Annotated in this window: 12 protein-coding genes and 1 rRNA gene; 9 read left to right on the plus strand and 4 right to left on the minus strand. The window is 70.8% G+C overall.

Translation table 11 applies throughout. The annotated features are described in order from the left end of the window. A 5S ribosomal RNA gene (gene rrf, locus ACH35V_RS41645) occupies nucleotides 1-102 on the plus strand; the annotation flags it as partial. A 61-nt stretch (nucleotides 103-163) separates the two neighbouring features. Here rrf and ACH35V_RS41650 read toward each other — a convergent pair. Beyond that, nucleotides 164-658, minus strand: coding sequence for a tetratricopeptide repeat protein (locus ACH35V_RS41650; RefSeq protein WP_395980421.1), 495 nt, complete (start codon nucleotides 656-658; stop codon nucleotides 164-166). Between the two features lie 896 nt (nucleotides 659-1,554). After that, on the minus strand, nucleotides 1,555-2,790 hold the full coding sequence (locus ACH35V_RS41655; RefSeq protein WP_395980422.1) for an MFS transporter: 1,236 nt from the start codon (nucleotides 2,788-2,790) through the stop codon (nucleotides 1,555-1,557). Nucleotides 2,791-2,854: 64 nt separating this feature from the next. On the opposite strand from ACH35V_RS41655, the gene ACH35V_RS41660 reads away from it, so the two are divergent. Together ACH35V_RS41660 and ACH35V_RS41665 are read left to right on the plus strand one after the other, a co-directional pair. Continuing rightward, nucleotides 2,855-3,448 carry a TetR/AcrR family transcriptional regulator gene (locus ACH35V_RS41660; RefSeq protein WP_395980423.1) on the plus strand — a complete coding sequence of 198 codons (594 nt, stop codon included), beginning with the start codon at nucleotides 2,855-2,857 and terminating at the stop codon, nucleotides 3,446-3,448. 89 nt (nucleotides 3,449-3,537) lie between these two features. Beyond that, nucleotides 3,538-4,026, plus strand: a complete 489-nt coding sequence (locus ACH35V_RS41665) for a GNAT family N-acetyltransferase (protein WP_395980424.1) — start codon at nucleotides 3,538-3,540, stop codon at nucleotides 4,024-4,026. Here the strand turns inward: ACH35V_RS41665 and ACH35V_RS41670 are convergent. Next, nucleotides 4,023-4,907, minus strand: coding sequence for a phosphotransferase family protein (locus tag ACH35V_RS41670; protein ID WP_395980425.1), 885 nt, complete (start codon nucleotides 4,905-4,907; stop codon nucleotides 4,023-4,025). The genes ACH35V_RS41665 and ACH35V_RS41670 overlap by 4 nt on opposite strands. Nucleotides 4,908-5,026: 119 nt before the next feature. On the opposite strand from ACH35V_RS41670, the gene ACH35V_RS41675 reads away from it, so the two are divergent. Together ACH35V_RS41675 and murA are read left to right on the plus strand one after the other, a co-directional pair. Next, nucleotides 5,027-6,490, plus strand: coding sequence for a sulfatase (locus ACH35V_RS41675; RefSeq protein WP_395980426.1), 1,464 nt, complete (start codon nucleotides 5,027-5,029; stop codon nucleotides 6,488-6,490). Between the two features lie 96 nt (nucleotides 6,491-6,586). Then, complete coding sequence (murA, locus tag ACH35V_RS41680) at nucleotides 6,587-7,888, plus strand: UDP-N-acetylglucosamine 1-carboxyvinyltransferase (protein ID WP_395980427.1); 1,302 nt, start codon at nucleotides 6,587-6,589, stop codon at nucleotides 7,886-7,888. A gap of 65 nt (nucleotides 7,889-7,953) precedes the next feature. Here murA and ACH35V_RS41685 read toward each other — a convergent pair whose 3' ends face one another. Beyond that, nucleotides 7,954-8,502, minus strand: a complete 549-nt coding sequence (locus ACH35V_RS41685) for a hypothetical protein (RefSeq protein ID WP_395980428.1) — start codon at nucleotides 8,500-8,502, stop codon at nucleotides 7,954-7,956. A 77-nt stretch (nucleotides 8,503-8,579) separates the two neighbouring features. On the opposite strand from ACH35V_RS41685, the gene ACH35V_RS41690 reads away from it, so the two are divergent. The 4 genes from ACH35V_RS41690 (at nucleotide 8,580) to ACH35V_RS41705 (ending at nucleotide 13,267) form a co-directional block, all read left to right on the plus strand. Next, complete coding sequence (locus tag ACH35V_RS41690; RefSeq protein WP_395980429.1) at nucleotides 8,580-9,767, plus strand: cytochrome P450; 1,188 nt, start codon at nucleotides 8,580-8,582, stop codon at nucleotides 9,765-9,767. A 49-nt stretch (nucleotides 9,768-9,816) separates the two neighbouring features. Continuing rightward, on the plus strand, nucleotides 9,817-10,695 hold the full coding sequence (locus tag ACH35V_RS41695) for a hypothetical protein (protein WP_395980430.1): 879 nt from the start codon (nucleotides 9,817-9,819) through the stop codon (nucleotides 10,693-10,695). Between the two features lie 84 nt (nucleotides 10,696-10,779). After that, nucleotides 10,780-11,517 (plus strand): GntR family transcriptional regulator, encoded by a 738-nt coding sequence (locus tag ACH35V_RS41700; protein WP_395980431.1) that lies wholly within the window; start codon nucleotides 10,780-10,782, stop codon nucleotides 11,515-11,517. Between the two features lie 151 nt (nucleotides 11,518-11,668). After that, nucleotides 11,669-13,267: an acyl--CoA ligase family protein gene (locus tag ACH35V_RS41705; protein ID WP_395980432.1), complete on the plus strand. Its 1,599-nt coding sequence runs from the start codon at nucleotides 11,669-11,671 to the stop codon at nucleotides 13,265-13,267. Nucleotides 13,268-13,306 lie beyond the last annotated feature (39 nt).

The raw sequence follows: 13,306 nt of genomic DNA on the forward strand, positions 1-13,306 counted from the left end.
GAAGGGGAAACACCCGGTCCCATCCCGAACCCGGAAGTTAAGCCCTTCAGCGCCGATGGTACTGCATGGGAGACTGTGTGGGAGAGTAGGACACCGCCGGACATTTATTACGGGGAAGGCCCCGCCGATTCATCGGCGGGGCCTTTCTCATTTCTGTGGTGGGTCAGTTTTCCATGAGGGCTTTCGCGTAGTGGGCGAGCGAACGGTTGTAGCGCGGAAGGTGGCGTGACAGCGCCCCGAGCGCGAGCGCTGCGGCTTCTCGGTCTCGCCCGAGATCGGTGAGCGCCAAGGCCAGGAACGCGGTGACGGCGTCGTCGAACTCGTCGGACACCGCCTCGCGTTCCGCGGCCAGCAACGCGACACTCTCCCCGGCCCGGCCCAGATTACGCAGAGTGCTGGCGAACTGGATCGCCGCCCGACGCCGCCGCGACCCCGCAAGACCAGCCGCGAACGCCTCTTGGTAGTGCGTCGCGGCCTCGGACTCATTGCCGATCGAGTCGTGCGCCGATGCCAGTTCGTAGTGGGCGATGGCGTCGCCGGCCGGACGCTCGCCGGTCAGTTTCCTGACCTTTGCGAGGAAGTCTTGGGGCTCGTGGTCGTCGAAGGTCGCCCACAGCTCGGCGATCCGTCGCTCCCAGTCCGGCTCGGTGTTGATCATTCGTCCAGGATACGGCGGCTGTGACGAGGTCCGGCCGTCGAGCCAGAGTTCAGTCGGCCTGCGAATGGTGGGGGTGGTGTTTTAGACGACCTCGTCGGGCGAATTGCGGAGGCGGGCTCTGGGGGGCGCGTGAAGTGTTTGGGTATCAGGCATACATGTGGGCCTGGGCAGAATGACAGGTGACCCTGCCGGTGTCACGGTTGGCGCGGTCGATGGGAGGGATCAGCGGGACCCGTTTCGAATGCGGAAGGGAGAGTTGGAGACGGTGGCGGCTGTGGTTTTCGCGGAAGTCTTCGTCCGGTGAGGCTGCGTGTGAGGCGGTCTTGAGCGGGTTGGACGCGTTCCCAAGTAGGCGCCTGTTTCCTGGACTGCGCGCGTCGTCCGGCGGGCCGAGGATGCGTCCCATTTCGCCGGGCGTGAGAGGCATGGTGAGGCGCTCGTGAATTCGGCCGGTTCGCGGGATGCGAGAAAGGGCCGAGCGGTAGCGGGCGATCCGGGCGGGATGGCGTGGGTGTCGGTGCGCTGGGACGTCTCCTGTTCTCGGAGGGTGCGTGAGCATTCCGCATTACCGGTGACGAGGGACGCCGAATGCCCTTAGGGGGAGCGTCAGGTGGGCGATGGGGTGGTGGGCCATCGTCGGAGGACGATGAGGCCAGTGGATCGTCGGGTGTGTGTTCGGCTGGCGGGACGTTCTGGCGCGGGGACGGGAAGCAGTCGGCGGGCCTTACGGACGTGTCGGTGCCGTCGACCTGCAAGATCGTCGTTGTGTGGGGGGCGCGATGTCTGTGCGCTGTGCGATGGGAGAGAATTTGGACCGTTCGACATGGGTCGAACCCGCGGCCGCGCCGGTGCCAACCCACACATCTGCACCGGCGCGGCCGCGGTATTTGGAACGTTCAGATGGTCGTGTGATGGGGCTCGGATTTCGTCCGTCCGGAGGCTGTGTCGGTCGCTGGTGCGGTGCGTCCGGCCAGGGCGAACAAGGCCAGGGCGACGATGGCGCAGGTTCCGGCCGCGACGGGGAGCGTCCCGGTGCCGAATGTCCCGAGGAGCCAGCCGCCGAGGCCCGCGCCCAGGGAGGCGCCGAGGTAGACGGCACTGCTGACTAGCGCCAGCGCCTGAGGGCCCGCCTGGGATCCGGCGAAGGCCAGGGCGCGCGCCTGGACCGGTGGCGGCACCGCCCAGGCGGCCGCCGACCACACGACGAGGGGCAGGACGACCAGCGCCACGTGCGCCGGACGCAGCGTCCAGGACAACGCCAAACCCGTCATGGCCGCGGTGAAGACGGCGATGGCCACGGCGAACGTCCGCGCCGGGCCGATGCGGTCGACCAGGGTGCCGCTGAGACGTGCGCCTGCGATGCCGGCGGCGCCGGCGAGCAGGAGGAGCCAGCCGAGTCCGGTCGAGTCCACGCCCGCCACGTCCGCGAGGAACGGGCCCAGGTAGGTCTGGAACAGCAGGTTGCCCAGGACGGCGATGATGGCGGCCAGCAGTACGAACACCAGGGCGGGGTGTGCGAGTGGGCGGAGGCGTTCCGCCATCCCGGCGGCGGGCGGAGGGGCGACGTCGGGCAGTGCGATGAGCAGGAAGGCCAGGGCGGCGACGCCGAGGAGGCCGTTCGACACGAAGGTCGCCTGCCAGCCCAACGCCGCGCCGATCCACGTCCCGGCCGGTACGCCGGCGACGACCGCGCCGGTCAGCCCCGCCATCACGGTGGCCAGGTCGCGGCCCTGGCGTCCGGGCGGGGCGAGTGCGGCGGTGACCGCGAACACCGTCGGGAGGACGACGGCGGCGGCGAGCGCGGCCAGCACCCGCAGCGTCATCAGCGCCGGATACGACGTGGCGAGCGGGACGGCGAGGTTCGCCGCGCAGAAGAGCAGCATCCCGCCGGCGAGCAGGCGGCGCCGCGGCCAGGACGCGGTGGCCACCGCCGCGATCGGCGCGACGACGGCGCAGATGACGGAGAAGACGGTCACGAGCTGTCCGGCGGCGGCCTCGGTGACGGAGAGGCCGCGCGCGATCGACGGGAGGACGCCGATGATCACGAAGTCGTCCGTCTGGAGGGTGAAGGCGGTCAGGGCAAGCGCGGCGAGCCGGAGCCCGCCGCCCATGTGGCGTCGGAAGAGCGGCATGCCCATTAAGGTAACACTCGTTTCCCTATAGGATGGACGTCCCCGGGACGAAGGAGACCCATCCGTGGCCAGGCCGCGCGACCCGCATCGCCGTACCGAGATCCTCGACGCGGTCCTCGACCACCTCGCCGAGCAGGGGATGTCCGGGCTGTCGATGCGTCCCATCGCCCAGGCGCTCGGGCAGAGCACGCGCGTCCTCACCCATCACTTCGCGGACAAGGACGACCTTCTCGCCGCGCTGCTGCAACGCCTGGACGACGTCCAGCACGAGCAGCTTCGCGCCACCGAGGGCTGGGACGACACGGGACGGGGGATCGGCGCCGTCGTCCGCGACTCCTGGCGCCGCCATCTCGCGCCCGAGAACGTCGCCCATACCCGGCTCATCCGCGAGATCGAGGGGCTGGCGGCGGCCGGGCGTCTCGGCGACCGGGTTCCGAAGTTTCTGACGGAACGGGCCGAGTTCGTCGCTCGTGCGCTGATCGCCCGCGGCCTCGACCCCGCGCAGGCTCGCGTCAAGGCGACCTATCTGAACAGCGCCTATTCGGGGCTGCAGACCGACATCCTCACCACGGGCGACCGGGAACGCGTCGAAGCGGCGCTTGATGAATTGTGCGCCCTCGCCGATTCCTGGACGGAGGACGCCGCCCGGACGGTCTAGCGTCGGCGCTCCCCGGCGTGGGATTTGCGTTCCGTGGCCCTTCGCCGAGCTGCGTGAGATCGACGCGCGGATTGCGGCATGCTGTGATCATGCGACTTGTCGCGCTGCCGGCGCCTGTCCTCGCGGCGCTCTCGCGGGGCGACCTGGAGGGCGCCGGGTCTCTCCTGGGGCATGAGCTGCCCGGATACTTCGCCGGCCCCGAGTTGAGGCATGTCTGGTGGCTGCGTCTTGACCAGTTGACGTCCGACCCCGCCAGTGCACCGTGGTGCATTCATGTGGCGATGGCCGATGACGTGGCCGTCGGTCACGGCGGATTCCACGGGCGGCCGGACGAGACCGGCACCGTGGAGGTCGGGTATTCCGTGGATCCCATTCATCGGCGGCGCGGTCATGGGAAGGCGATACTCCGTGAACTGCTGCGACTGGCCCGTGAAGCGCCAGAGGTCGGCAAAGTGCGGGCGACCATAGATCGTGAGAACCTCGCTTCGCTCGCGACCATTGGCGGTTTCGGCTTTGTGTGTGTGGCTGAGCGGGTCCGCGACCTCGTCTTCGTGGCATCTGTGGACGAGGTCGATTAAGGGCAGCGGGGGAGGCGTCGGTCGGTCCAGGCGGTGTGGCGTTTGCGGAGGTCTTCGGCGGTCAGGTCCGTCCGGCCGAGGTCGTGGTAGTTGGGCAGCCAGGTTTCGACTGCGTGATGGGAGTTGGTCAGGGCGAACACGTCCCAGAGTGGGAGATCGGGGATGGGTTTGCCCGCTGCTTCCTGGTAGGCGTTTGTGAACGTCTCGGCTGTGTGCGGGCCGTGGAGCAGGACCAGGTCCAGGCGGCACCAGCTGACGTCGAAGCCCCGCGGTGCGCGGGATGCGCCCGACCAGTCGATGACGCCGGTGAGAGCCCCGTCGTCCCACAGGACGTTGCCTGACCAGAAGTCGTAGTGGGTGAGGACGTGCTCGGCCTCGGCGAGGCGGTGGCCGTGGGCCAGCAGCGCCTGGGCGCCGGGTGCGGTGGCCTCGTTGCGGGTGGGTGACGCGAGCGCGGCGGCCATTCCGTCGCGGAGGCCGGTCAGGGAAGTGAGCGGCATGCCGTGCAGGCGGGCGAGGACCCGGCCCAGCTGGACGGCCGCAGTGTCAGGGGCGACGGACGTGATGTCGGCGCGACCGGGGAGCCGGGTGATCAGGACGGCGGGCCCGCCGCACCGGTGGCCGTCCGGGTCGGCGCCGAGGAGCTGCGGGGCCCAGCCGTCCAGGCCGTCGAGGACGTCCAGCACGCGCGCCTCGTTCGCTGCGGCCGTGTCGCCGTGCGGGAAGCGGCGCAGTACCAGCTCCCGCCGGGTTTCTGTGGTCGTGAGGAGGTGTGTGGCGGCGTGCGTCCCGCCCGGGAGGCGGCGGACGACCTGTACGGGCTCACCGGCAGCCAGTGCGGCCCACGTGAGTGCTTCGGCGGACGGGTACGGCTCGACCATTGATGCGAACTCCCTCGTTCAGGGGACTCTCAGGCGGATCCCAGTCTCTGCTCGGTGCCTTCCCAGTGTGATTCAGCAACGTGGGTGCCGGTCTTCGTCGTCGGTTGGGAGGGGGCCGTATGGGAGGCCGCCCGCTGGTTCGGCTGATCGCATTGCCGGCTACCGCGTCGCTGGTTCTTTCTTCTTCGTGTTCGGGGACGTTCCTGCGGGCGGAGGAGCAGGAGGGAGGGGCGGCGAAGGAGCGGCCGAACATCGTCTTTGTGCTCACCGATGATCTTTCCGAAAACCTTGTGGAGTACATGCCGCGCGTTAAGGAGATGCGGCGGCAGGGGCTCACGTTCGGCAACTACTTCGTCACTGATTCGCTGTGCTGTCCGTCGCGGGCCACGACTCTCACCGGACGCTATCCGCACAACACGGGTGTCTTCACGAACCAGGGCGCGGACGGCGGATACCGGACGTTCAACGCACGGGGAAATCAGCGCAGCACCTTCGCCACGGCGCTTCGGAAAGCGGGGTATCGAACGGCGATGATGGGAAAATACCTCAACGGCTATCAGGCTAGTGACCCGGTGCCGCCGGGCTGGGACGAGTGGTATGTCGCCGGGAACGGGTACCAGGGGTTCGATTACACGTTGAACGAGAACGGTCGCGCCGTCCGATACGGAGACCGGCTGGCCGATTATATGACCGACGTGCTCGCGCGAAAGGGCGGGGACTTCATCACCCGGGCGGCCGGGGACGATCGGCCGTTCATGCTGGAGGTCTCGACGTTCGCGCCGCACGGGCCGTACACGCCGGCGCCGCGCGACGCCGGCAAGTTCCCCGGGCTCAAGGCTCCGCGTGGGCCGTCCTTCAATGAGGCGGACGTGTCGGATAAGGCGACGTGGCTGAAGGGTCATCCTCGTCTCAGGCCGGGGCAGATTGGCGGGATCGACAGGGCGTTCCGCAAGCGGGCGCAGTCCGTCCAGGCGGTGGACGCGCTGATCGGACGACTGCAGGCGGCTTTGAAGGCCACCGGAACCGACCGCGACACCTATCTCGTGTTCACGTCCGACAACGGGTTCCACATGGGCGAGCACCGGCTTGCGCACGGAAAGCAGACGGCGTTCGACACCGACATCAAGGTGCCGCTCGTCGTGACCGGGCCGGCCGTGCCCGCCGGGACGACCGATCATGCGCTGGCGCAGAACACCGATCTGTGCCCGACGTTCGAGGAACTCGGCGGAGTGTCCGTGCCCGCCGGAGTGGACGGCCGGTCGCTCGTTCCCGCCCTTACGGGAGAAAGGTCGGAGCCGCCTCGTAAGGCGGTGCTCGTCGAACATCACGGGCCGAACAACACGCCAGGCGATCCGGACCGGCAGAACCGGGTCGGCGGTAATCCGCCCAGCTATGAGGCCATTCGCACGGCGACTGAGTTGTACGTCGAATACGCGGGCGGGGAGACGGAGTATTACGATCTCGAACGAGATCCCAGCCAGCTTGACAATGCTGCGAACCGGCTTTCGCAACAGGATCGCGAGCGGTTGCAGGAGTTGCTGCGGCGTCTCCGGGATTGCCGGGGTGAGGAGTGCCGCACGTGAGATTCCGCCCGCGGCCACGGGTCCAGCGGGTGTCGCTTTCGTCCGGTTCGCTCCGAGTTTGCCGGGTGTCCGCTCAGGACGTCGTAGGCTGCTCTGATGGCTGAGAAGTTGTGGCAGATCGAGCCGTCCGGGCCGCTGCGCGGGGACGTCACCGTGCGGGGCGCCAAGAACGCGGTCAGCAAGCACATGGTCGCGGCCATGCTGGCAGACGGTCCGAGCACGATCGGCAACGCGCCGGACGTCGGCGAGGTCGGGATCACGGCGGGGATGCTGGAGCACGTCGGGATGGCCGTCGAGCGCTCCGGCGGCGACGTCGCCGTCGTGCCGGGGCCGGTGTCGGACCCGAGCGTCGGGAAGGCGTTCACCGGGCTGAACCGGATCCCGATCCTGATGCTGGGGCCGCTGCTGCACCGGGCGGGCGAGGCGTTCGTGCCGCTGGTCGGGGGCGACCCGATCGGGCGGCGGCCGGTCGACTTCCACGTGGAGGCGCTGCGGGCGTTCGGGGCCGAGGTGAGGATCGAGCCCGACGGGATCCACGCGCGGGCGTCGCGGCTGGTGGGGACGCGGATCGAGCTGCCGTATCCGAGCGTCGGCGCCACGGAGACGGTGCTGCTGGCGGCCGTCAGGGCCGAGGGCAAGACCGTCATCCGGAACGCGGCGACCGAGCCGGAGATCATCGAACTGGCGCTGTTCCTGCAGCGGATGGGGGCGCGGATCTCGTTCGCGCCCGACCGGCGGATCGTGGTCGAGGGCGTCGAGCGGCTGACCGGAGCGCAGACGCGGCTTGCGGGCGACCGGATCGAGGCGTTCTCCTACCTGGTCGCGGGCCTGGTCACCCGGGGCGAGGTGCGGGTGCACGGCTGCCCGCAGGACCGGCTCGTCACGGCGATCACGACGCTGACCAGGATGGGCGCGAAGTTCGAGATCACGGACGAGTGGATCATGGCGTCCGCGCCGGACGGGCTGAGCCCCGCCGCCGTCCAGACCGACACGCACCCCGGTTTCGCGACGGACTGGCAGACGCCCCTCATGGTCCTGTTCACCCAGGCGGACGGCATGTCGGTGCTGCATGAGACCGTCTACGAGAACCGGCTGGCGTACGTTCCCGCGCTGCAGAGCATGGGCGCCGAGATCGAGGTCTACGACACCTGCCTGGGTGGTCCCGCGTGCCGCTACCACGACACGGCGGCGCTCCATTCGGCCGTGGTGCGCGGGGTCAGCAAGCTCAGGGGCGGGGACGTGACCATGCCCGACATCCGGGCCGGGTTCTCGGCGGTGCTCGCGGCCGCGGTCGCGGAGGGCCCGTCCACGCTCCGGGGCGTGCACCACATCGAGCGCGGCTACCACCGGCCGGTGGAGCAATTCCGGGCGCTGGGCCTCGCCCTGCGCGCCGGCTAGGCGTCGCCCTGCGCGGCGGCTAGGCGTCGCCCTGCGCGGCGGCTAGGCGTCGCTCTGCGCGGCGGCTAGGCGTCGGCCGGGCGGCGGACGGTCACCGCCGGGTGCGGCCAGGTGAAGGTGAGCGCGCCGCCGATCGGGAGGTCGCGCCAGAGCGGGGCCAGCTCGTCCAGGCGGTTCAGGATCCGGTCGACGGTGGGGGCGTCCTCGGGCGGGATCGACTTGCCGTCGGCCCAGACGGGGGCGGTGGCGCCGGCGCGGCGGCGCCACGCGACGTCGCAGATGCCCGCGAAATATTCGGACGTGGCCATGTCGCCGCGGTCGGCCCTGCCCAGCGACGCTTCTCGCTTCTTCAGTTTGCGCTGCGCCCTGGCCCGCCGCCGCGGATCGCCCGGGGTCTCGGCCGTCTCGACGAAGCCGCCACCGCCGCCCGCCGCGGCGCGTCCGAAGACGCCGGACGACAGCCCGAGCTCGGCCTCGGTCAGGTAGTGGACGAGGTCGTGCGGGATGTTCTCGTCGAATCCGGGCGCGGGGTCCATCCGGCGCCGACGCCCGCCGGGCAGCGTGATCACCGTCGCGTAGCGGCGGTGACCCGTGCGTTCGAAGGCGACCTCCATGCCGCCAGGCTAGGCCGCGCCGTTCGTCCGGCGCATTCCGTTTTCCGGCCCGCCCGCTACGGTGGATGATCATCGGCGTGGAGGGACGATCGTTGGAGTTCGACCGGCACGACCCCTACCCCTTCTACACCCGCGCCAGGGAGGCGGACGGGCCGGTGTTCGTCCCCGAGCTGGACGCCTGGCTCGTCGTCCGGGACGCCGACGCGCGGGCGGTGCTGCGCGATCCGGAGACGTTCTCGTCGGCGAACGCGATGCGGCCGGACGTGGTGCCCGGCCCGGAGGCGGTGGCGGTGCTGCAGTCGGTTCCGGCGGGCAGGCCCGTCGTGCTCACCGCTGACGGCGACGAGCATCGGCGGGTGCGGGAGCCGCTGACGCGCGGGCTGTCGCCGAAACGCGTCGCGGCGGCCGTCCCGTTCATCACCGGACGGGCCGGGGAACTCGTCGCCTCGTTCGCCGCCGAGCGCCGGGTCGAGCTGATGGGACGGTACGCGCGCGTCCTGCCAGGCGAGGTGATCGGCCATCTGCTCGGCATCGACCCCGCCGACGTGCCCGCCCTGGTGGAGGGCAGCTACCGGGCCGATGACCTGGTGTTCCGCCCGATGAGCGCGGAGGAGCAGGTCGCGGCGGCAAACGACGTCGCGGGGATGAAACGGGTCCTGGACGCCCACGTGAAAGCCCGTGGCGAGCGCGACGGCGAGCACGGAGAAGACGATCTGTGCGGCGAGATGATCCGCGCGATCGAGCCGCACGGCACGCTCGTCTCCAACCTGCAGAACCTGCTGCTCGCCGGGCACCTCACGACCACGGCGCTCATCGGCACGGCCGTGCTGCACCTGCTGCGCCACCGGGAGCAGTGGGAATTGCTGTGCGCGCGGCCCGAGCTGATACCGGCCGCGGTGGAGGAGGCCGCCCGGTACGAACCGCCGATCCAGGGTTTCCGGCGGGTCACGACCCGTCCCGTCGTGCTGGCGGGAACCGAGCTGCCCGAAGGCGCCGAGGTCTTCGTCGCCTTCGGCGCGACCGGGCGCGACCCGGACGCCCACGACCGTCCCGACGCGTTCGACATCACCCGGGAGCCCGCGCGGCACCTGGCGTTCGGGCACGGCGCCCACGCCTGTCCCGGCGCGCAGCTCGCCCGCGAGCAGGTCCGGATCACGCTGGAGACGCTGACGACCGAACTGCCCGGCCTGCGGCTGGACGGGCCGGTGGAGATGCTGCCCAGCCTGATCCACCGCTCGCCCAAGGAGCTTTTCCTTACCTGGTGATGGCCGAAAGGTACAAGACGGACGAGGAAGCGGCGGCCACGCTGGAGTCATGGACCTGGACAATGCATCCGACTTCATGGCCACGCACGCGCGCATGCTCGACCGCCGCCGGTTCGAGCTGCTCACGGGGGCCGGTGACGGTGACCGCGATGCGCTGCTGGCCGCGCTGAACGCCTACCGGAACCCGGACGGCGGCTACGGACACGGCCTCGAACCCGACCTGCGGTCGCGGACGAGTCAGCCCGGCCCCGCGCTGCACGCGTTCGAGGTCTTCGCGGAACTCGCCCCGGACACGGCCCCGGAGGCGGCCGCGCTCTGCGACTGGCTGGAGTCCGTGGCGCTCCCGGACGGCGGCCTGCCGTTCGGGCTGCGCGTCCCCGATCCCGCGGGCAGTGCGCCGTTCTGGACGGGCGCCGACCCGGAGGCGTCCTCGCTGCAGATCACCGCGGTCGTCGCGGCCATGGCGCAGCGCGTCGCCGTCCATGACAAGGCGGTCGCCGCGCATCCTTGGCTCGACCGCGCCACGCGGTACTGCCTCGACACCGTCCGGGCTAAGGAGGAGGCCAAGGACGAGCTGCACGCGCTGGAGCTGGCGTTCACGATGTGGCTGGCGGACGCCGTCCGCGACACCGAGGTCATCGACCTGCTCGGGAAGCACATCCCGCCGAGCGGGCTCGTCCACGTCCAGGGCGGCCTGGCGGACGAGATGATGCGGCCGCTCGACTTCGCGCCCCACCCGGACCGTCTCGCCCGCGCGCTGTTCACCCCGGAGGTCGTGGCCGGCGAGCTGCGGCGGCTCGACGAGCGGCAGCAGGACGACGGCGGGTGGCGGGTCGACTTCGCCAGCTACTCTCCCGCCGCCGAGCTGGATTGGCGCGGGTACGCGACCGTCGGCGCCGTGGCGATCCTGACCCGCGAACCGATCTGACCGGCCAATCCGATTTTGACCCGCGAATCCGATCCGACGAGTGAAAGCGGACCGTCCGGACCGGCGATCGGATATGCATGAAGGGTGATCGATCCCTCCGCACCTTCGCCCAAGTACATGCAGCTCCGCGCCATCCTCCTCCACATGATCGAACAGGAGCGGCTGCCGGTGGACGCGCCCGTCCCGTCCGAGCGTGAGCTGTGCCGGCGGTTCGGGGTGTCGCGGATGACCGTCCGGCAGGCCGTCGACCTGCTCGTCGCCGAGGACCGGCTCCGCCGCATCCCCGGCAAGGGCATGTACGTGGCCCGTCCCAAGGTGCAGATGCCGAAGGAGCTGGTGTCCTTCACCCAGGACATGCGCGCCCGCGGGATGGAGCCCGCGTGCCGCGACCTCGACACCCGGACGATCACGGCGGACGCGCGCCTGGCCGGGTACTTCGGCGCCTCTCCCGGCGTCGCCGTGCACGTCCTGGAGCGGCTGCGGCTGGCGGACGGCGAGCCGATGGCGGTGGAGCGCTCGCACATCCCGGCGTCCCTCGCGCCGGACCTGTTCGAGCGCCGCGAGCCGGAGTCGTCGCTGTTCGCCGTGCTGGAACGCGAGTTCGGGATCTTCATGGACGCGGGGGAGCAGACGATCGAGGCGGGCCCCGCCGACGCGCGCCAGGCCGGGCTGCTGGGCATCAAGCCGGGCGGCACCGTGTTCTTCCTGCGGCAGCGGACGTTCAGCCGCGGGGTCTGCGCGGAGGTCGCGTTCGCCACGTACCGGGCCGACCGGTACCGCATCCACCTCGGGCTGGAGACCGCGCGCCACGCCGCCCCTTAGCCGAGCGCTCAGCCGGACACGTCCCGGCGGGACACGCCGCCCGCCGGTCGGAGGCGTCCGCCGAGGACCGCGTGCGATCCTTGAGACGCTGGTCACATCCATGCCGAGGGCGCCGGTGCACGTCCTCGGCCGACGGCAGCGGAGGCTCTCGGTGGACAACGGTCCGGGCTATACGGCGCTCACCCCGCTCGCGTTCCTCAACCGCTCCGCGGAGGTGTTCCCCGGCAAGACGGCCTACGCTTACGGGGACCGGCGCGCTACGTACGCGGAGTTCGCCGCCGAGACGACCCGGCTCGCGAACGCGCTGCGCGCGTCGGGGATCGCGCTCGGGGACCGTGTCGCGTACCTGGCGCCGAACGTCCCGGAGCTGCTGGTCGCGCATTTCGCCGTGCCGCTCGCCGGGGCGGTCCTCGTCGCGATCAACACGCGGCTTGCGCCGGACGAGATCCGCTACATCCTCGGTCATTCCGGCGCGAAGGCGCTGGTCGTGGACGCGGGCCTGCATCCGTCCGTGGCGCCTCTCGCGGGCGGGCTGCCGGAGGTCGTCACGGTCCCGGCGGCGGGCGCGGAACCCGATCCGGCGGTCGGCGGCATCACCTATGGCGAACTGCTGGCGCGCGGTTCGGACGACCCGCTGCCCTGGGACGTCGACGACGAGAACGCCGCCATCTCGATCAACTACACGTCCGGCACCACGGGACGCCCGAAGGGCGTCGTCTACACGCACCGCGGCGCGTACCTGAACGCGCTCGGCGAGGTCGTGCACTCGCGGCACACGCCCGCCAGCGTCTACCTGTGGACGCTGCCGATGTTCCACTGCAACGGCTGGTGCACGCCGTGGGCGCTCGTCGCGATCGGCGGGACGCAGGTGTGCCTGCGCGCCGTCGTCGCCGGGGAGGTGTGGCGGCTGATCGACACCGAGGGCGTCACGCATCTCAACGGCGCGCCGACCGTCCTGGTGACGATCGCGAATGCCCCGGAGGCGCACCCGCTGGACCGGCCGCTGACCGTGACGACGGCGGGCGCCCCGCCCAGCCCGACGATCATCGCGCAGATGGAGGGGCTCGGCGCGGACATCGTCCACGTGTACGGGCTGACCGAGACCTACGGGCCGTACTCGGTGTGCGAGCCGCAGCCCGGCTGGCCGGAGCTGGCCGGATCCGAGCGGGCGCGGCTGCTGGCCCGGCAGGGCGTCGGCATGGTCCAGACGGACGGCCTCCGCGTCGTCGACGACGACATGAACGACGTCCCGGCGGACGGCGAGACGCTCGGCGAGATCGTCATGCGCGGCAACAACGTCATGAAGGGCTACCACAGCGACGAGGAGGCCACCGCGAACGCGTTCCGGGGCGGCTGGTTCCACTCCGGCGACCTCGGCGTCCGCCACCCGGACGGGTACGTCGAGCTGCGCGACCGGTCCAAGGACATCATCATCTCCGGCGGCGAGAACATCTCCACGGTGGAGGTCGAGCGCGCGATCGACTCGCATCCCGCGGTGCTGGAGGTCGCCGTCGTCGCGGTCCCGGACGACAAGTGGGGCGAGCGTCCCAAGGCGTTCGTGGTGCTCCGCGACGGGCACGCCGCGACCGGCGCCGACCTGATCGAGCACGTCCGGACGAGCCTCGCGCGGTTCAAGGCGCCCGACGCGGTGGAGTTCGTGGCCGAGCTGCCGAAGACGTCCACCGGTAAGATCCAGAAGTTCCAGCTCCGCGAGAGGGAATGGGCGGGACGCGAGCGCCGGATCCTGTGAGGAGCGGCGGTTCCTGGGAAGTGTCCCAGGGCGGTGCCT

Origin of the sequence: Actinomadura sp. 1N219 (assembly GCF_044326405.1) — a bacterium.
GTDB lineage: Bacteria > Actinomycetota > Actinomycetes > Streptosporangiales > Streptosporangiaceae > Spirillospora.

Coding starts and splice junctions, on each gene's coding strand:
- ACH35V_RS41650 (WP_395980421.1), bottom strand. CDS start 658: ATGATCAACACCGAGCCGGACTGGGAGCGACGGATCGCCGAGCTGTGG.
- ACH35V_RS41655 (WP_395980422.1), bottom strand. CDS start 2,790: ATGCCGCTCTTCCGACGCCACATGGGCGGCGGGCTCCGGCTCGCCGCG.
- ACH35V_RS41665 (WP_395980424.1), top strand. CDS start 3,538: ATGCGACTTGTCGCGCTGCCGGCGCCTGTCCTCGCGGCGCTCTCGCGG.
- ACH35V_RS41670 (WP_395980425.1), bottom strand. CDS start 4,907: ATGGTCGAGCCGTACCCGTCCGCCGAAGCACTCACGTGGGCCGCACTG.
- ACH35V_RS41675 (WP_395980426.1), top strand. CDS start 5,027: ATGGGAGGCCGCCCGCTGGTTCGGCTGATCGCATTGCCGGCTACCGCG.
- murA (WP_395980427.1), top strand. CDS start 6,587: ATGGCTGAGAAGTTGTGGCAGATCGAGCCGTCCGGGCCGCTGCGCGGG.
- ACH35V_RS41685 (WP_395980428.1), bottom strand. CDS start 8,502: ATGGAGGTCGCCTTCGAACGCACGGGTCACCGCCGCTACGCGACGGTG.
- ACH35V_RS41695 (WP_395980430.1), top strand. CDS start 9,817: ATGGACCTGGACAATGCATCCGACTTCATGGCCACGCACGCGCGCATG.